The 17,580-nt window shown below is 36.6% G+C and carries 17 protein-coding genes and 1 riboswitch; of the genes, 14 read left to right on the plus strand and 3 right to left on the minus strand.

Annotated elements, in window-relative coordinates; translation table 11 throughout:
• Window positions 1-156: 156 nt before the first annotated feature.
• From tdh to gcvPB, 6 genes are all read left to right on the plus strand, one after another.
• Complete coding sequence (tdh, locus tag HPY74_14370; GenBank protein ID NSW91829.1) at window positions 157-1,200, plus strand: L-threonine 3-dehydrogenase; 1,044 nt, start codon at window positions 157-159, stop codon at window positions 1,198-1,200.
• Window positions 1,201-1,318: 118 nt separating this feature from the next.
• Entirely contained in the window at window positions 1,319-2,503 is a 1,185-nt protein-coding gene (locus HPY74_14375) for a glycine C-acetyltransferase (protein NSW91830.1), read from the plus strand.
• Window positions 2,504-2,702: 199 nt separating this feature from the next.
• Window positions 2,703-2,826, plus strand: a riboswitch (glycine riboswitch).
• Between the two features lie 189 nt (window positions 2,827-3,015).
• Window positions 3,016-4,116, plus strand: a complete 1,101-nt coding sequence (gene gcvT / locus HPY74_14380) for a glycine cleavage system aminomethyltransferase GcvT (GenBank protein ID NSW91831.1) — start codon at window positions 3,016-3,018, stop codon at window positions 4,114-4,116.
• Complete coding sequence (gene gcvH / locus HPY74_14385) at window positions 4,113-4,496, plus strand: glycine cleavage system protein GcvH (protein NSW91832.1); 384 nt, start codon at window positions 4,113-4,115, stop codon at window positions 4,494-4,496. Before gcvT ends, gcvH begins: the two co-directional genes overlap by 4 nt.
• Window positions 4,497-4,510: 14 nt before the next feature.
• Entirely contained in the window at window positions 4,511-5,851 is a 1,341-nt protein-coding gene (gene gcvPA / locus HPY74_14390) for an aminomethyl-transferring glycine dehydrogenase subunit GcvPA (protein ID NSW91833.1), read from the plus strand.
• Window positions 5,848-7,305 carry an aminomethyl-transferring glycine dehydrogenase subunit GcvPB gene (gene gcvPB / locus HPY74_14395; protein NSW91834.1) on the plus strand — a complete coding sequence of 486 codons (1,458 nt, stop codon included), beginning with the start codon at window positions 5,848-5,850 and terminating at the stop codon, window positions 7,303-7,305. Before gcvPA ends, gcvPB begins: the two co-directional genes overlap by 4 nt.
• Window positions 7,306-7,481: 176 nt before the next feature.
• Here gcvPB and HPY74_14400 read toward each other — a convergent pair whose 3' ends face one another.
• Entirely contained in the window at window positions 7,482-7,709 is a 228-nt protein-coding gene (locus HPY74_14400; protein ID NSW91835.1) for an HPr family phosphocarrier protein, read from the minus strand.
• Window positions 7,710-7,905: 196 nt separating this feature from the next.
• Here HPY74_14400 and mtaB point away from each other — a divergent pair, with 196 nt between their 5' ends.
• The 6 genes from mtaB (at window position 7,906) to HPY74_14430 (ending at window position 12,955) form a co-directional block, all read left to right on the plus strand.
• Window positions 7,906-9,201, plus strand: coding sequence for a tRNA (N(6)-L-threonylcarbamoyladenosine(37)-C(2))-methylthiotransferase MtaB (gene mtaB / locus HPY74_14405; GenBank protein NSW91836.1), 1,296 nt, complete (start codon window positions 7,906-7,908; stop codon window positions 9,199-9,201).
• 248 nt (window positions 9,202-9,449) lie between these two features.
• Entirely contained in the window at window positions 9,450-9,719 is a 270-nt protein-coding gene (locus tag HPY74_14410) for an IreB family regulatory phosphoprotein (protein ID NSW91837.1), read from the plus strand.
• A 38-nt stretch (window positions 9,720-9,757) separates the two neighbouring features.
• A complete protein-coding gene (locus HPY74_14415; protein NSW91838.1) occupies window positions 9,758-10,705 on the plus strand; it encodes an aldo/keto reductase in 948 nt (315 codons plus the stop codon).
• A 25-nt stretch (window positions 10,706-10,730) separates the two neighbouring features.
• A complete protein-coding gene (gene ruvX, locus HPY74_14420; GenBank protein ID NSW91839.1) occupies window positions 10,731-11,168 on the plus strand; it encodes a Holliday junction resolvase RuvX in 438 nt (145 codons plus the stop codon).
• Window positions 11,169-11,295: 127 nt separating this feature from the next.
• Window positions 11,296-11,637: a DUF1292 domain-containing protein gene (locus tag HPY74_14425; GenBank protein ID NSW91840.1), complete on the plus strand. Its 342-nt coding sequence runs from the start codon at window positions 11,296-11,298 to the stop codon at window positions 11,635-11,637.
• 211 nt (window positions 11,638-11,848) lie between these two features.
• Complete coding sequence (locus HPY74_14430; GenBank protein NSW91841.1) at window positions 11,849-12,955, plus strand: DUF3048 domain-containing protein; 1,107 nt, start codon at window positions 11,849-11,851, stop codon at window positions 12,953-12,955.
• Between the two features lie 40 nt (window positions 12,956-12,995).
• Here the strand turns inward: HPY74_14430 and HPY74_14435 are convergent, their stop codons facing one another.
• Window positions 12,996-13,865, minus strand: coding sequence for a helix-turn-helix transcriptional regulator (locus tag HPY74_14435; GenBank protein ID NSW91842.1), 870 nt, complete (start codon window positions 13,863-13,865; stop codon window positions 12,996-12,998).
• 267 nt (window positions 13,866-14,132) lie between these two features.
• Here HPY74_14435 and HPY74_14440 point away from each other — a divergent pair, with 267 nt between their 5' ends.
• The gene (locus tag HPY74_14440; protein NSW91843.1) at window positions 14,133-15,359 is read left to right on the plus strand and encodes an amidohydrolase; all 1,227 of its coding nucleotides are present in this window, start codon (window positions 14,133-14,135) and stop codon (window positions 15,357-15,359) included.
• A gap of 15 nt (window positions 15,360-15,374) precedes the next feature.
• Here the strand turns inward: HPY74_14440 and HPY74_14445 are convergent, their stop codons facing one another.
• The gene (locus HPY74_14445) at window positions 15,375-16,463 is read right to left on the minus strand and encodes a hypothetical protein (GenBank protein NSW91844.1); all 1,089 of its coding nucleotides are present in this window, start codon (window positions 16,461-16,463) and stop codon (window positions 15,375-15,377) included.
• 198 nt (window positions 16,464-16,661) lie between these two features.
• On the opposite strand from HPY74_14445, the gene HPY74_14450 reads away from it, so the two are divergent.
• Entirely contained in the window at window positions 16,662-17,543 is an 882-nt protein-coding gene (locus tag HPY74_14450) for an AraC family transcriptional regulator (protein ID NSW91845.1), read from the plus strand.
• Window positions 17,544-17,580: the final 37 nt, after the last annotated feature.

Here is a 17,580-nt window from a genome sequence, read left to right on the forward strand (position 1 = left end):
AAATCTTCGAGGGCGAATTTTCAAATTTTCTTCATAAAAATAAAATGTGCCCAAAATGTATCAAAAATAGTTGACATTTCTATATAAGTTCAATATAATGAACATATAAAACAATTTATTGGACATAAAATTACCCGGTCCAAGGAGGGGGTAAAAATGGCCGTAATGAAGGTTGTTAAAAAGGAAAGTCCCGGAAAGGGAATTAGCATTTCTTCAGCTTCAATTCCTGTTGCTGGGCCTGACGAAGTCCTCATCAAAGTGAAGTTGGCCGGTATCTGTGGTACCGATTTACATATATTTAAGTGGGACAATTGGTCAAAAAACCGGATAAAACTTCCACTTATAATAGGCCATGAATTTGTTGGGGAAATTGTAGATATAGGTTCTAACGTAAAACATTTAAGAAAGGGCCAAAGGGTTTCAGGTGAAGGACACATTACTTGTGGACACTGCCGGTATTGTCAAAACGGAAGAGGACATATATGCCAGGATGTAAAAATTATAGGGGTAGACATGGACGGCTGTTTTGCTGAATATATAAGTATACCGGCAAGAAACATCTGGCCGGTTCACGAGGCCATACCCGATAGGTATGCCGCACTATTCGACCCATTGGGCAATGCAATGCACACAGTGATGACACAACCTGTTGCCATGAAAACAATTTTAATAACCGGCGCAGGCGCAATAGGACTTTTTGCCATAACTATTGCCAAGGTCAATGGTGCGGAAAAAATTATTGTTGTGGAGCCGAATTCCTTTAAAAGAGAGCTGGCGGTTAAAGTAGGGGCGGATTTTGTATTTGATTCATCTGATGATGATATTAAAGAAAAGATAATGGATATTACTGAAGGAAACGGGCCTGATATATTTCTTGAAATGAGCGGAAACCCAGGAGCTTTACGCATGGGTTTGGACTTATTGAGTAATGGAGGTACGGCAAGCCTTCTAGGCATTCCTGAAAGGGAAGTTCCCATAAACATCGCAAATGAAATAATTTTTAAAGGCATTACAATACATGGAATAGTAGGAAGACGTATGTTTGAGACCTGGTACCAATGTCAAAGTTTTTTATTAAGAGACGGAAAATCTATTGACCCTGTAGTAACCCATACTGTTTCAATAGACAATATAGAGGATGGGTTTCACATAATGGAGAATAACATGGCTGGAAAAGTAGTAGTGGAAATTGGCAATTAAGTGAATATTACGTATTACGAGTTCCGGTATATCTAATGTGTGTCATGTACAGCTAATGTTTGCCCGATACACTATGTTACTTAATATAGATAAAATATTTAGGGGGGATTTATAAGACATGAGTAAAGAATTTTATAACAACCTGGAAGAGGAACTAAAAAGGTTAAAGGAAGAAGGCACTTACAAAAAGCTGCGCTATTTACAATCTCCTTTATCAAGCAGGACGAAGGTAGAGGGGCTTGGGAATGTTATAGCATTGTGTTCCAACAATTATCTTGGGCTTGCAGATAAATCCGAGATTATTGAAGCAGGTATTAGTGCTCTTAAGAAATACGGAGCGGGGGCTGCAAGTGTGCGTTTTATATGCGGTACTTATGATATTCATAGGGAACTTGAGGGAAAAATAGCCAGGTTCCTCGGAACAGAAGCGGCTCTTACCTATACTTCATGCTGGGCTGCAAATACAGCTGTAATTCCTGCACTTCTAAAGCCTGGTGATACTGTAATATCTGACGAACTGAACCATGCAAGCATTATTGATGGGTGCAGGCTGGCGGGAAGAGAAGTAAAAAGGTTGATTTATAAGCATTCCAACATGGAATCCCTTGAGGGAAAACTGAAAGAAGCGGGAGAAAAGGGTACAAAGCTTATTGTAACAGATGGGGTATTCTCTATGGAAGGGGATATAGCCCTTTTAAGGGATATTTCAGAATTGGCCGAAAAGTATGGAGCAATAGTTATGGTTGACGACTCCCATGCCACGGGAGTTATCGGGAAAACGGGTAGAGGCACCGAGGAATACTATAATATGATTGGTAAGGTAGATGTTATTACAGGAACCTTCGGTAAAGCACTGGGAGGGGCAGGAGGTGGATTTATTGCAGGCAGAAAATCCGTAATTGATATATGTACCCAACGTTCAAGACCGCACCTTTTCTCCAATTCATTGCCTCCAGTACTGGCTGCTATAGCAATTGCTGCCCTGAATTATTTGGAGGCAAATCCCGGTATAATTGAATCTTTGCACAAAAAAACAAATTATTTTCGGAATAAACTGAAAGAAGCAGGACTAAACCCTCTTGAAGGCGATAGCGCTATTATCCCCATAATAATAGGTGATACTGCTAAAGCCATAAGGATTGCTGATGATATGTTAAAGAGAGGGGTTTATGCAATAGGCTTTGGATATCCGATAGTACCTGAAGGTACGGCGAGAATTAGAATACAGGTTTCCGATGCCCTTTCATATACCGATATGGACTATGCGATAGATGTAATTAAAGAGTCAGTGAGAGGATATTGAACTTTTATTGCTTCCCCTAATCAAAAACATAACTTTGATTCGCAATGTTTGGAAAAGATTCGCAGTATTAAGCAAATTATAAATCAAAGAGTTACAAAAATTTACTGGCATTTTTTTATAAGTTTATATATAATATATTATATAAATAAATTATAAAATTTGAAAGCATAAATTAAAAGTACAAATTAATAATGTTTGGATGAAAGGTATAGGAGATACTCATGCAAAACCCATTCAAAAGTTTTGTATGAGAGCCGAAGGAGCAAGCTGTAAATAGAAATATTATCGGTGAAACTCTCAGGCAAAAGGACTGTACCCGGACAAAACTCTGAAAAGCTAATGTAAGTTAGCACCGAAGGAGCAACATTCCACTTTTGGAGGGATGGAATCTCTCAGGTAGAAAAACAGGGGGAAGATAGTTTATAGAGCTGTCTTCCCTTTAATTTTTGAAAACGGCGGTGAGTGTCGGATTATTCGGATTATTATGAAAACAGGGATAAGGAGGTGTAGTATTGAAAAAGACGGTCTTATATGAAACACACTGCAGTCTCGGCGGCAAAATGGTTGAGTTTGCAGGGTGGGCTTTACCTGTGCAGTATTCAGGAATTATTGAAGAGCATGAAAGAGTAAGAAATGCCGCAGGGTTGTTTGATGTTTCCCACATGGGTGAGATTATGATAGGGGGACCGGATGCCGAAAAATTTGTTCAAAAGATAGTTACTAATAATGTTAAAGATATGGATACAGGCAGGGTGCAATATTCACCAATGTGTTATCCTGATGGCGGCATAGTTGACGACATATTAATATATAAGTTTGCAGATACTAAATATTTTCTGGTAGTCAATGCATCTAATGCCGATAAGGATTTCAAATGGATGAAAGACAACATTGAAGGAAAAGTGGAAATCAGGGATGTCTCAAATGAGTATGCCCAATTGGCACTCCAGGGGCCAAAGGCTCAAAAAATCCTAAAAATGTTGACCGACTTTTCATTAGAGGCTATAAAACCTTTCCGTTTTGAGCAAAAGGTAGTTATAGCCGGGGTGGACACCATAGTATCAAGGACGGGGTATACAGGCGAAGATGGATTTGAATTATACATACGGCCCCAAAATGCAGAACACGTCTGGGATAGAATAATTGAGGCAGGAAAAACGGAAGGCCTTGTACCTGCAGGATTGGGAGCAAGGGATACTTTGCGGTTTGAAGCGGCGCTACCTCTTTATGGGCAGGAAATATCAGAAGATATAACACCTATTGAAGCAGGCTTAGAAAGATTTGTAAAATTTGATAAAGGCGATTTTATAGGTAGAGATGCACTTTTAAAGCAGAAAGAAAAAGGGCCTGACAGAAAGCTGGTAGGATTTGAGATGATCGATAGAGGAGTTCCTAGAAGCCACTATATTGTCCAAGTTGGGAGCATGGAAATTGGTTTTGTTACTTCCGGGAATTTTTCACCGACTTTGAAGAAAAATATTGGTATAGCATTGTTGAAAAAGGAATATTGTGAAATAGGTACAGATATTGAAATTGTTATAAGAAATAAGGCTATGAAAGCCAGGGTAATCAAATTACCATTTTATTCTAAAAAAAGGAGGATAAGCTTATGAATATTGAAAAGGGTTTAAAGTATTCAAAAGAACATGAATGGGTAAGAGTTGAAGGTAATAGAGCATATATAGGTATTACCGACTATGCCCAGAATGCATTGGGAGACGTTGTTTTTGTTGAGCTGCCTGAAACCGGAGCTGACCTGGAAACAGGGGATACTCTTGGGGTGGTTGAGTCAGTTAAAGCAGCATCGGATATTTATACACCCGTTTCAGGGACAGTGGTGGAAGTAAATGATGAATTAAGTGAAAGTCCCGAAAAAATTAATGAGAGCCCTTATGAAGCCTGGATAGCAGTAATTGAATTAAATGATTTTTCACAGCTTGATGATTTAATGGACGAATACGAATATGAACAGTTCTGCTCAAAGGAGGGTTAAAATTGTCAAAGTATATATCAAGGTATATACCTAATACCTTGGAGCAGCATGAAAGTATTTTAGAGGATATAAAAAAGGAATCGCTGGATGATCTTTTTAAAGACATACCTGAATCACTAAAACAAAAAGGAAGGCTAAATATTCCTGAAGCCATGTCTGAATTGGAGCTCACAAAACATATGGAAGGGCTGGCAACAAAAAATGCAAGTACCGATGAGTATATATGCTTTTTGGGAGCTGGAGCTTATGACCACTATATACCAAGTGTTATAAAACATATGCTTATGAGGGGAGAGTTTTATACAGCCTATACTCCTTATCAACCTGAAATAAGCCAGGGCACGCTTCAAGCTATATTCGAATACCAGACCATGATTTGTGAACTTACAGGGATGGATGTGTCAAATGCATCCATGTACGATGGAGCTACTGCAGCAGCTGAAGCAGTCTTATTAGCCTGTAACTTAAAAAGAAGAAAAAAGGCATTGGCGTCAAAAAGCCTTCATCCTGAATTTAGAGAGGTTATAAAAACATATGCTGCTTTTAATGGAATTGAAATTGAAGAAGTTGAGTTTAAAGACGGAATTACTGATGTGAATGACCTGGAAAACAAGTTTACAAAAGACACTGCAGCTTTTGTTGTACAAAACCCAAACTTTTTTGGTGCAATTGAGAAAATGGAAGATGTAAGTAGAATAACCAAAGTAAGCGGCGGGCTATTTATAGTAGTGGTTGACCCTGTTTCTCTTGCAGTTTTAAAGCCGCCTGCAGAATTTGATGCAGACATTGTTATTGGTGAAGGCCAGGCTTTAGGGAATCCTTTGAGCTTTGGAGGGCCTTATCTGGGCTTTTTTGCAGTAACAAAAGACCTAATGAGGAGAATGCCGGGAAGAATTGTGGGACAGACTACCGATGTTTACGGGAACAGAGGGTTTGTTCTTACCATGCAGACGAGAGAACAGCATATACGAAGGGAAAAGGCGACATCCAATATTTGCACTAATCAGGCATTAAATGCATTAGCAGCCACAATTTACTTAACTATAATGGGAAAGAAGGGTCTGAAGGAGGTAGCAAATCTTTGTATTCAAAAATCCCATTATACTCTTGAAAAACTAATAGAAACGGGTAAATTTACCCCTGCCTTTACTGCGCCTTTCTTCAAGGAATTTGTTGTAAGGATAAAGGATGAAACATTCACTATACAAGAACTCAATAAAAAATTACTTAAGGAAAAGATTATAGGCGGATATGAACTGGGCAAAAACTACGCGGCTCTAAAAGATGCATGGTTAATTGCTGTGACTGAGAAAAGGACTAAGGAAGAGATTGACAGATTAGGGGGGTTAATATGAAAGAAAAAGCTTTGATTTTTGAAGTAAGTAGGCCTGGACGTATAGCGTATTCATTACCTGCCTGTGATGTTCCCCAAAAAGAGATGGGACAGTTGATTCCGCCTGAGTATTTGCGTGAAAGAGATTTTGAATTACCGGAAGTAAGCGAAGTTGATGTAGTAAGGCATTTTGTGGCGCTTTCGAGGTTAAATTATGGAGTTGATACAGGCTTTTATCCCCTCGGTTCATGCACCATGAAATATAATCCAAAGATTAATGAGGATTTAGCAACTTTGAAAGGTTTTACATCAGTGCACCCTTACCAATCTGAAGATACTGTCCAGGGGTGCCTGGAAATCATATATAAGACAGGGGAAATGCTGGCGGAAATTACCGGAATGGAAAAAGTCTCCTTGCAACCGGCAGCCGGAGCCCATGGAGAATTAACGGGGTTAATGATAATAAAGGCATATCATAAGCATAATGGAGATATAAAACGTAAAAAGATTCTTGTACCTGATTCAGCCCATGGTACCAATCCCGCATCTGCAGCTTTTGCAGGCTTTGAAGTGCTACAGGTAGAGTCTGATGAAAAAGGCAATGTAGACATAAATGCGCTTAAATCTCTTATGGGAGATGATATAGCAGGGCTTATGCTTACTAATCCAAACACATTGGGGCTTTTTGAAGAGAAAATTAAGGAGATTGCGGATATAGTCCATGGTGCAGGAGGGCTTCTTTATTATGATGGGGCTAATACAAATGCTATTTTAGGGATTACCCGCCCGGGAGACATGGGATTTGATATTGTACATTTAAATCTCCATAAAACCTTCAGTACCCCTCACGGTGGAGGAGGACCCGGATCAGGGCCTATAGGGGTTGTAAGCAAGCTTGTTCCTTTTTTACCTCTCCCTGTAATTGAGTTTAAGGAGGGCAGGTACTATTTTGACTATGACAGGCCTTTATCTATAGGTAAAATAAAATCATTTTACGGTAATTTCCTAGTTGCGGTAAAAACATATGCATATATTTTATCCATGGGACCTGACGGTTTAAAAAGGGCATCGGAAACGGCGGTTTTAAATGCAAATTATGTAATGGAAAAATTAAAAGAATATTATACACTTCCATACCACCGGCCCTGTATGCACGAATTTGTAATTTCAGCGCAAAAGCAAAAAGAGTTTGGAGTATCAGCTCTTGATATAGCAAAGCGACTTATGGATTATGGGTTTCATCCGCCTACCGTTTATTTCCCTTTGATAGTTAAAGAGGCGTTAATGATAGAACCTACTGAAACTGAAAGCAGGGAGACTCTTGATAGATTTATTGAAGCAATGATAAGTATAGCAAAAGAAGCAGAAAACAACCCTGAAATAGTGAAAAAAGCACCTCATAATACACCCATCGGCAGGCTTGATGAAATTAAGGCAGCCCGGGAACCGGTATTAAGGTGGAAAAGAAAAGAATGAACATGAATTAAACTACCTACCACTGAAGTGACACGTTTGCACGACGCCTGCATTTACTTTAGTCTACTTTAGTCGAAAGTATAACCCCTACACCTTAATGCAGGCGTCGTTAAGTCAAGGACTGTTGTTACGAGCCCTAGAGGCTGCAAATTGTATAGTGCCCTTTTCATAAAAGTTTATACCATATACTTTTTAATTTCTTCACAGAAAACATCGCAGTCGTCGGTATGAGCTTCGACTTTAATAGGTTTGCTTAAGTCAAGGCTGAAAATACCCATAATTGATTTTGCATCAACAACATAACGCCCGGATGAAAGGTCAATATCAAAGTCGTATTTGTTTACAATATTTACGAAGTCTTTAACATCATTAATGGATTTTAGCATAATATTAAAAGATTTCATTGTACATCCCCCTTTTTTTAAATATACTAAATAGTGTGTAACTAATTCATAAGTACTTGAAATAATTAGTACCTGTAAATATAATATCCTGTTTGAGTATATAAGTCAATTAAAATAATGTTAAAAAAATACACAATTGTTGATATAATACTTATAATATTTTTTTATAAAAACATAGAAAGTAGGCAGGTATATTATGAAGAAAGTTGCGTTTTGTACCCTAGGGTGTAAAGTTAACCAATATGAATCGGAAGCTGTTTCCGGCATATTTGAAAATGCCGGCTACACAATTGTGGACTTTAATGAAAAAGCGGATGTTTATGTTATAAATACATGTACTGTTACCGGGATTAGCGCAAGGAAGTCAAGACAGATGATAAGAAGGGCTAAAAGCCAAAATAAGGATGCAATTATTGTAGTTATGGGTTGTTATTCACAAACTGCCCCTGATGAAGTGAGTACCATACCTGGTGTCAATTTAATAATAGGTACTAGGGACCGGGATAGAATAATCGAATATATAAAAGATATTGAAGCAGGCAGGCAGCAAATAAATGTGGTAGGCAATATAATGAAAGCGAAAGATTTTGAAGAATTACATGTAGAAAAATACAAGGAACGTACGAGGGCTTACCTGAAAATACAGGAAGGTTGTACTCAATTTTGCTCATACTGTATAATACCATACGCCAGAGGACCTATAAGAAGCAGGGAGCCGCAGGATGTAATAAAAGAGGTAAGGAAGCTCGCTGATAACGGGTTTTTGGAGATTGTTCTAACAGGTATACATGTAGCTTCCTATGGTAGGGATTTAAAGAACACTTCTCTCTTAGATATTATTTGCAAAATACATGAAATTGATGGTATAGAAAGGATACGGCTAAGTTCTGTTGAACCTACAATAATTACGCCTGAATTTGTAAATACTGTAAAAAACCTTAAAAAACTGTGCCCCCATTATCATATTTCTCTGCAAAGCGGTTGTGACGATACTCTAAAAAGGATGAACCGAAAATATACAACTTCAGAGTACAAAAATGTTGTTGACAGATTAAGAAATAATATTGACGATGTTTCAATAACAACGGATGTTATGGTAGGTTTTCCCGGTGAAACTGATTGGGAGTTTGAACAAACTTATAAATTCCTAGAAGAAATATGTTTTTCAAAAATGCATGTATTTAAGTTTTCACCACGCAAAGGTACACCTGCTTATTCTTATGGCGGGCAAGTACCGGGCAAAGTTAAAGAGGATAGAAGTAACAGGTTGATTAAACTTTCAGAGGAATGTGCCTTGAAATTTCATAGAAGTTTTATTGGGAGGGTTATGCCTGTGCTCTTTGAGCAGGAAGTAGATAAAACTGGCCTTTATGAAGGATTAACCACTAATTATATACGGGTATTGTGCAAAAGTAATAACAGTTTAAAAGGTGAAATAAAGGATGTAATGCTTAAAGAGGCTCAAGAGGATTTTATGACTGCGGAAATGTAGGTGTTAATGGTGGGAATAAGCACGGGTGCGCCTAAAAAATGCACCTTATATATAAATTCCGCTCTTGCATAATTAGTATAAGTAATAGTATTATATTAATATACTATATATAATTTTGTATATTATTGATTAAATTAATGATTAAGTGGTAAAATAAGATTAACTACTAATAAGGTAACGTAACCCTTTGCATTTTAGTGCAGATACCGTTAAGAACACCCGCTGCTTAGATGGGAGTGAGAAATATAATGGTTGATAAAGAAACTATGATGTTTAAAGTAGAAAAGAATAATGCTGATGAAGCCCGTGAGATACTTATGGCAATATATCAGGCATTGAAGGAAAGGGGATATAACCCCATTAATCAAATTGTAGGATATATTCTTTCCGGAGACCCTACATATATTACAAACCACAAAAACGCGAGAAACTTGGTGAGGAAATTAGAAAGGGATGAACTGTTGGAAGAAATCCTTAAGTTTTACCTGGAATCCGGACAGCAAAAAGGTAAAAAATAGGGGAGAATATATGCAATGCGTATAATTTGGAGGCTAATATGGAATACATAAAACTAGGCAACACGGGTATTGAAGTTTCCCGTTTATGCTTTGGCGCCCTTGTAATAGGTCCTTTACAGGTTAATCTTCCTATTGATAGGGGCGCTGATATAATTTTAAAGGGGCTTGAGTTAGGTATAAATTTTATTGATACAGCAGAGATTTACGGTACTTATCCCCATATAAGGGAAGCAATCAAAAGATGGGGTAAAAAGCCTGTTATTTCTACCAAGTGCTATGCATATACAAAGGAAGGTGCCGCTGAAAGCCTTGAAAAGGCAAGAAAAGAATTAGACATGGATGTCATAGACATGTTCCTTCTTCATGAGCAGGAAAGCAGACTTACTCTAAAAGGACATAAAGAAGCACTGGACTATTTTATTTCTCAAAAGGGAAAAGGTATAATAAGGGCTGTTGGTGTATCTACCCATAATATTGAAGTGGTTGAAGCATGTTCGGAAATGCCTGAAATTGATGTAATTCATCCCCTTTTAAATATAAGGGGTATCGGAATTGGTGATGGTTCGGTAGAAGAAATGCTGACGGCTATTAAAAAAGCCTATAATGCGGGTAAAGGAATATACAGCATGAAGGCACTGGGAGGTGGTAACCTTATTGCTTGTTTTAATGAGAGTATTAACTTCGTTTTGAACATACCCTACATTCATTCCATAGCTGTCGGAATGCAGACAGAAGACGAAGTTGAAATGAATGTAAGGATATTTGAAGGACGTGAGATACCCGAGGATTTGAAATACAGGGTAAAAAATACCCGGAAAAAACTTCACATTGATTACTGGTGTGAAGGGTGTGGCAAATGTGTCGAAAGATGCAGTCAAAATGCCCTGGAAATTATTAATAGAAAAGCTATCGTAAATGAGAATAAATGCATACTGTGCGGTTATTGTGCCAGTGTGTGTCCACAATTTGCAATTAAAGTTTGTTAGTTCTGTTAGCTAGGGAGGTGAAGTAGTGAGAATAATGGGGATTGATTTTGGTGATGCACGGATAGGTATAGCAATAAGCGACCCTTTCGGCTGGACTGCCCAAGGATTGGATACAATAGATTGGAAAGATAATATGGATTATCCGATTGAAAGGATAAAAAGTCTTCTTGAGGAGTATAATATAAAAAAAGTGATAGTAGGTTATCCCATAAATATGAATGGTACTTTGGGGCCACGGACTTTAAAAACGGATGAGTTTATTAAATGTTTAGCTAATAGAGTGGGAAATGTAGAGATAATAAAATGGGACGAAAGATTGTCGACAGTTGTGGCAAACCGGATATTGAATGAAGCAGGGATAAAATCATTCAAGAGAAAAAAAACTGTTGACCGTATAGCTGCTACTTATATTTTACAAGGTTATCTGGACAGCATGAAAAATGAAAGTATAAAAAATAACTAAACTGGGATTCATAAGCATTAAAGAGCAAGAATAAAAAGAAAAAGTATAATAAAATTTGGGGAAAATGTAGGAAATATTTTAATATTATGTTATAATTAATACTTATTAAACCAAAGGAGGGAATTATATGGCAGAAGAAAGAGATGATATTGTAGTGCTAATAGACGAAAATGGAGAAGAGGAAGAGTTTGAATATATTGACTCTATCGAAATGAAAGGGAATGAGTATGTAGTCCTTTCTCCTTTAAGTGAAGACGAAGAAGATGAAGATGAAATCTATGGGTTTGAGGATGAAATAGTCATACTTAAGGTGGAAACGAATGAAGATGGAGAGGAATCCTATGTGACGATAGAGGATGAAAACGAACTCGACGAGGTCTTTGAAGAGTTTAAATTGAGAATGGAAGATGATTTTGCTTTTGATGTTGACGATGAAGATGACGAAGATGAAGATTATGACGAAGAATAGAAGAACAGAAATTGTGATGTACAGTAATGAATGAAGTAAGGTAGAACGTCATAGTATTTAAAATTAAAGGAAAACGTAGGCGGCCAAAGCGCTATTTTAAGGGTTTTGGCTGTTTTTTTACCAATAGCTGTTTTTTTACCAATAAAGGGACAAAATATTACCGGGGGTCTTTAGAACAATGAAAGAGCTTTTTGATAAAATAAATAAATGGATGGCACGGATAAAGAAAAGTAAGTATTTAAATAATAGGAAGAATTTAACAGTTTTAATTATATTACTAACTCTAATTTTTACAGTTATTATCGGTATAATTATGATACATAATAAAAGGACGGATGAAGAAAACTTTGCAACTTTCCCTGAAGATATCCTTGATAATCAAGACAATAAGGTTGATGATACGGGGGCTAATGATGAAGATGAAAAAGAAATAAATAGTTTTATAATTCCTGTGGAAGGGAAAAGGCCATATGCTGTAATGATAGATAATGAAGGCGTAAAGTGCCTACCCCAGGGTGGATTGGACCAAGCCCAGATAATTTATGAAATTATTGTAGAAGGCGGAGAAACCAGATTTATGCCGCTTTTTTGGGAAACTGAGCCGGAATTAATAGGACCTGTAAGAAGTTCAAGACACTATTTTCTTGACTATGTGCTTGAGCATGATGCAATATATGTGCATTTTGGGTGGAGTCCAATGGCAATGAGGGATATACCAAAACTTAAAATTAATAATATAAACGGTGTTGCTAATGGTGGAGAAATATTCTGGGATTTAACCGAGGATAAAAATAATTGGCAGGATTCATATACTTCAATGGAGAAAATAAAAGAGTATGTTGATAGGGTAAAATATCGCACTACCACGGAAAAAAAACTTGTGTTTACTTACAATACGGAAGATACTGAACTTGAAGAGGGGGTTAGTGCAGAAAAGGTTGGAATAAAGTATAACCAGTTCAATACAAGCGAGTATATATATGACACTACTACGAAGCAATACAGCCGTTTCAGGAAAGGCGAACCCCATATGGAAAGGGTATCAGGCGAGCAACTGAAAGCTAAAAATATAATTATCCAGTTTGCAAAAAACTATACAATCCCAGGGGATAAAGAGGACAGGCAGGAAGTAGAAACGGTTGGCAGTGGTGAAGGCTGGTTTATTACCTGTGGAAAAGCAATAAAAATAAAATGGTCTAAAAATTCAAGAGAAGAGGCAACTAAATACACAGATGAAAAGGGCAACCCAATAATGCTTAATCCGGGCCAGACATGGATACAAATCATATCTCCTTATGCAAAAGTAGATATACAGTAAATTTTTGTAATTTTATACTTTATAATATTCACTTATAGGACTATAAGTGACTTTTCCTTATGGTAGAGGGGGAAACCTTTTTATATTTTTTAAACAACCTGCTGAAGTAGTTTGCATCGCTAAAGCCTATTTCAAGAGCGATTTCCGTTACGCTCATATTTGTATTTTTAAGCAGACCTTCAGCCTTATTTATGCGTAAACAGTTAATATATTGTATTGGAGTTTTACCGGTTGTTTTTTTGAAAACATGGCAGAAATGGTAAGTACTTAAATTTATCATTTCTGATAACTGTTTTATTGATATTTCCTGGTTATAATTCTGCTCAATATAATGTATGGCCGTTGATAACTTTTCTATATTCTTTATTCTTGAATTATATTCACGGGGGGTAAGTATTCTATCAACATGATTTCGAAGAAGCAAGACAAGAAGCCGGTAAATACATGATTTAACTGCAAGTTCGAACCCTATGCATTTTTCGTTGTATTCTTTAATTAAGTTGTTAACACAATTAATGATATTAATATCATTTCTTATAATATTCTTGAAAAGTATTAAATTTTGGCTAATAGGTGTGATGTATTTTGCCTCGCATGCATCAAAAAAACTGCTTTGAAGCAATGAGATATCCATAATAATACAGAAGTAACTTAAATAATCTGACAGGCTTTCGCCATAATGAAGTTCATTACTATTTATGACAATAAGGTCTTCTTTCCCGGCTTCAATAAAATTTTCATTGCACTCAACTGAGGCTTTGCCGTCGACAAAGAAAAGAAGCTCAAGCTGTTCATGCCAGTGACGACGGAATATTATTTCATCTCTTTTTTTGCCGGGTTGTGAAAATATTACTATGGGAAAACTCTTATCAGGTATATATGCGTTTTCATAGAAACTCATTTTATCCATTACAAATCACCATTTCTCTTCTATACTATGATTAAATTACTACTGTTTGTATAATAACAATAAAGTACTTGTGTATAGCGCAACAATCCTTGAAATAAGCTTAATATTGAATATAATTGCATTTATATAATATAATTATAATTAATATATGTGCTTATGGCAATATATATTAATTTGGCAATCGGGCGGTAAAACTAATTTGCCCTGCCGCTGTTATTAAAAATAAAGGAATTTAATTAAACTTTAAAATTTAGAGGAGGAAAATGAGTGATATCCGAAAAAATAAAAAATACATCCGAAGAAATATTTGAAAAACTCGTTGCTGTACGCAGAAGAATTCATAAATACCCTGAATTAGGACTTGATACATACAAAACTTCCGAATATATAACGGATTATTTGCAACAGTTGGGTATTGAAGTCACTCAAATTGCTTCAAAAGCAGGTGTTGTTGGTCTAATAAGAGGTGAAAAAAGAGTTGAAAACCTTGGAAAATCTATTGGGAAATCCAATAATACCGAAAAAACAATAGCCCTAAGGGCAGATATAGATGCCTTGCCTATAAATGAAGAAAACAAGTGTGATTATAAATCCGATATACCTGGAGTTATGCATGCATGTGGACATGATTTTCATGTGAGCTGTCTTATTGGGGCTGCAGAAATATTAAGTAGATTTAAAGATAAATTTACGGGAAATGTTAAACTATTATTTCAGCCGGGAGAAGAAAACATAGGTGGGGCTTCGGTAATGATTAAAGAAGGTGTTTTGAATAATCCTGATGTGGATGTATGTGCTGCATTACATGCCTGGCCTGATATTCCTGCTGGTAAAATAGCTGTAAAAACCGGTCCGGTTTTTTCTGCTATAAGGAATTTTAAAGTAACAATTATTGGTAAAGGAGGACATGGAGCAGTACCCCAAGGGACTACGGACCCTATTATTATAGGTTGCAATATAGTCAATGCTTTACAAACAATAGTTAGCAGAAGAGTAGACCCTTTTGACCCTGCAGTTGTATCGGTCTGTAGTTTTAATGCGGGTACAAGCGTCAATGTTATCCCTGATACCGCTGTTATTGGCGGCACAATAAGGGCTTTTGATGCAAATTTAAAAGCATATATCGAAAAGACCCTCTGTGATATTTCCGAAGGAATAGCTAAAGCCATGGGAGCAGAAGTACAAATCAACTTTATAGACCATTCGCCGCCTGTTATTAACGATGCGGAACTAACAAAACTATTCATTTCATCTGCATCCAAAATTGTGGGGAAAGATAATGTTATTATTGCCGACAGGCCTTCTATGGTCAGTGAGGATTTTGCCCTCTTTTCAGAAAAAGTTCCATCTGTATATTTCTGGATTGGTTGCAGAAATGAGGAAAAAGGAATTATTAATCCCCTACACAGCCCGATATTTCAAGGGGATGAAGAATGTATTAAAATAGGTGCTGCTGTGTTTGCCCAATTTGCTCTAGATTATCTTAAAGGGTAAGGGGTACTCCTTCTTCTAACTAAAATTAATGCCTTCCTCAAGCATAATCAGGTAATTCTTTATCGGAACATAGTTGGCTATAGTATTGCCTGAACCAAGAGCATATCTTCCACCGGGCATACATGCTTCCAGAATATTCCTTATATATTTTCTAAGCTCATCTTCAGGCAACCGGCAGAGCTTGTCTACGTCAACCCCGCCTAGGACACCTATTTTATCCCCATATTTTTTCTTAAAGTCTATTACCGGCATTGCTTCATCTTCGAAAGAATGCTTTGCATCGATTTTTACATCATTAATTAAATCTGCCATAATATTTTCAATATTTCCGCAGGCATGAAGCATATAAATCAGCCCATTGTCATGGGCCAGTTTGGCCAGCTTTTTATGCCAAGGAAGTACATATTTTCTTAAAGCTTCGGGAGAAATAAGGGTTGTGTTTTTAAATCCCATGTCGTCACCCTGAAAAAATCCTACGAGGTTAGGAAGACCAATAAGCCTTTCATAAAATCCGTAAATAAGTTCTCCAACTCTGTCAAAAACAGCTTTAACCAGTCCGGGGTCATCATATAGGAGGTAAGAAAGGTTTTCATATCCGAGGAGGGCTTCTTTCGGTACTTCAAGAAATCCGCTGGTAGGGCAGACAAATACTCCCATTCCTTCCGGTACTTTTTTTGATGCATACTCGTAGTGCCACATATCGATGTTATCCAACGACGGCCAGGGATACTTTTCAAAATCTTCCCAGGAAGAAATTACACCCGTCCCTTCTTCAGACCAACCCCTTTTACCCCTTGAAAGGTCGGCAGTATCATTTGTTATTCTGTTCTTACCTGGGAAATCTATACCTCCCGAAATTCTTATATAATCATAGCCCAACCTGTAATACACTTCGATATTATTGTTCCAGTAAGCTTTCAGGGTTTCCTTGTCTTTTAACGGGTGTACCCAGTCAAGGCCTAAATAATCTTTTCCGATGGCAGCAGCAATTTCATAGTCCAGAAAAAGTTCTGCAAAAGGGGGTCTTGAAGGGACAATTTTGCCGGTAATTACATCCAGAAACCATTTAATATTCGGTTCGGGTTTTTTAATGGGTAAATCCATTTGTATTACCTCCATTTTAAATTTTTATATGGTCACATTTCTTCAGGTATTGCATTTAATTTAAGGGAAGAAATATATACCTTCCGTTGATTTCATGTAATTAATGCATTACAATTAAAGTATATAGCATATATACTTTAATTTCATTAACAGTATTGATATGGATTAGTACAATATTGCCTTTTAACGGGGGATTATATGAAAGATGATTCTTTGAGGGAATTTGTGGATATTCCTGATAAAAGTTTTCCTGTAAAAATATTCAGCAGGCACATTGATGAAGACCCGGGAATAATATTTGACAGCCACTGGCATGATAAAATTGAATTTCTGTATTTTAGCCAAGGAGAGGCTGTGATTGAGTGCAATAAAAAACCTATTAATGCAAAACCGGGTGATATGGTTGTCGTCAATAGCAATGAGCTTCATAGGGGACTTTTTGTTTCAGGGCCTTTGTCAGTTTATTGTATAATAATGGACATATCGTTTATCCAAGGTAGCTATACCGGTGCTTGTGAGACAAAGTATATTATTCCTATAAGGCAGAACGGAATTATATTTAAAAACAAGATTGAAAAAAACGAGACGGTAGCCAATTGTATAAACAGAATATTTAAAGAATTTGATGAAAAAAATATAGGATACGAACTTTCTATCAAAGCCTCGATATATAATCTAATTGTGCTGCTTTTAAGGCACTATGTTGATGATTTGCTGACCGTAAAAGAATATCAGGCAAGAATAAAGAATTTGAAAAAGTTTAACCGGATATTTGAATATATAGACTTTAATTATAAAGAAGATATAAGTACGCAAGAAATTTCGGAAATGGCAAATATGAGCATATATCACTTTTGCAGGACTTTTAAAAATATTACCGGCAGGACATTTATAGAATACATCAACCAAGTGCGTCTTGATAAAGCTGCTGCTTTACTGAAAGATACAGATATGAATATTACTGATATAGCTATGTCTGTTGGCTATAACGATGCAAACTATTTTAGCAGGTTATTCAAGAGATACTATAAAGTGTCTCCCAAAGAATTCAGGAATACAACGCATTTTAATAACATTTAGAATAAATCCACTTGCTATTAATCTATTAATCTATTAA

The organism is Bacillota bacterium (assembly GCA_013314855.1).
Lineage (GTDB): Bacteria > Bacillota > Clostridia > Acetivibrionales > DUMC01 > Ch48.

Coding starts and splice junctions, on each gene's coding strand:
- HPY74_14410 (NSW91837.1), top strand. CDS start 9,450: ATGGTTGATAAAGAAACTATGATGTTTAAAGTAGAAAAGAATAATGCT.
- HPY74_14430 (NSW91841.1), top strand. CDS start 11,849: ATGGCACGGATAAAGAAAAGTAAGTATTTAAATAATAGGAAGAATTTA.
- HPY74_14400 (NSW91835.1), bottom strand. CDS start 7,709: ATGAAATCTTTTAATATTATGCTAAAATCCATTAATGATGTTAAAGAC.
- tdh (NSW91829.1), top strand. CDS start 157: ATGGCCGTAATGAAGGTTGTTAAAAAGGAAAGTCCCGGAAAGGGAATT.
- gcvPB (NSW91834.1), top strand. CDS start 5,848: ATGAAAGAAAAAGCTTTGATTTTTGAAGTAAGTAGGCCTGGACGTATA.
- HPY74_14450 (NSW91845.1), top strand. CDS start 16,662: ATGAAAGATGATTCTTTGAGGGAATTTGTGGATATTCCTGATAAAAGT.
- mtaB (NSW91836.1), top strand. CDS start 7,906: ATGAAGAAAGTTGCGTTTTGTACCCTAGGGTGTAAAGTTAACCAATAT.
- gcvH (NSW91832.1), top strand. CDS start 4,113: ATGAATATTGAAAAGGGTTTAAAGTATTCAAAAGAACATGAATGGGTA.
- HPY74_14415 (NSW91838.1), top strand. CDS start 9,758: ATGGAATACATAAAACTAGGCAACACGGGTATTGAAGTTTCCCGTTTA.
- HPY74_14425 (NSW91840.1), top strand. CDS start 11,296: ATGGCAGAAGAAAGAGATGATATTGTAGTGCTAATAGACGAAAATGGA.
- HPY74_14445 (NSW91844.1), bottom strand. CDS start 16,463: ATGGATTTACCCATTAAAAAACCCGAACCGAATATTAAATGGTTTCTG.
- HPY74_14375 (NSW91830.1), top strand. CDS start 1,319: ATGAGTAAAGAATTTTATAACAACCTGGAAGAGGAACTAAAAAGGTTA.
- HPY74_14435 (NSW91842.1), bottom strand. CDS start 13,865: ATGGATAAAATGAGTTTCTATGAAAACGCATATATACCTGATAAGAGT.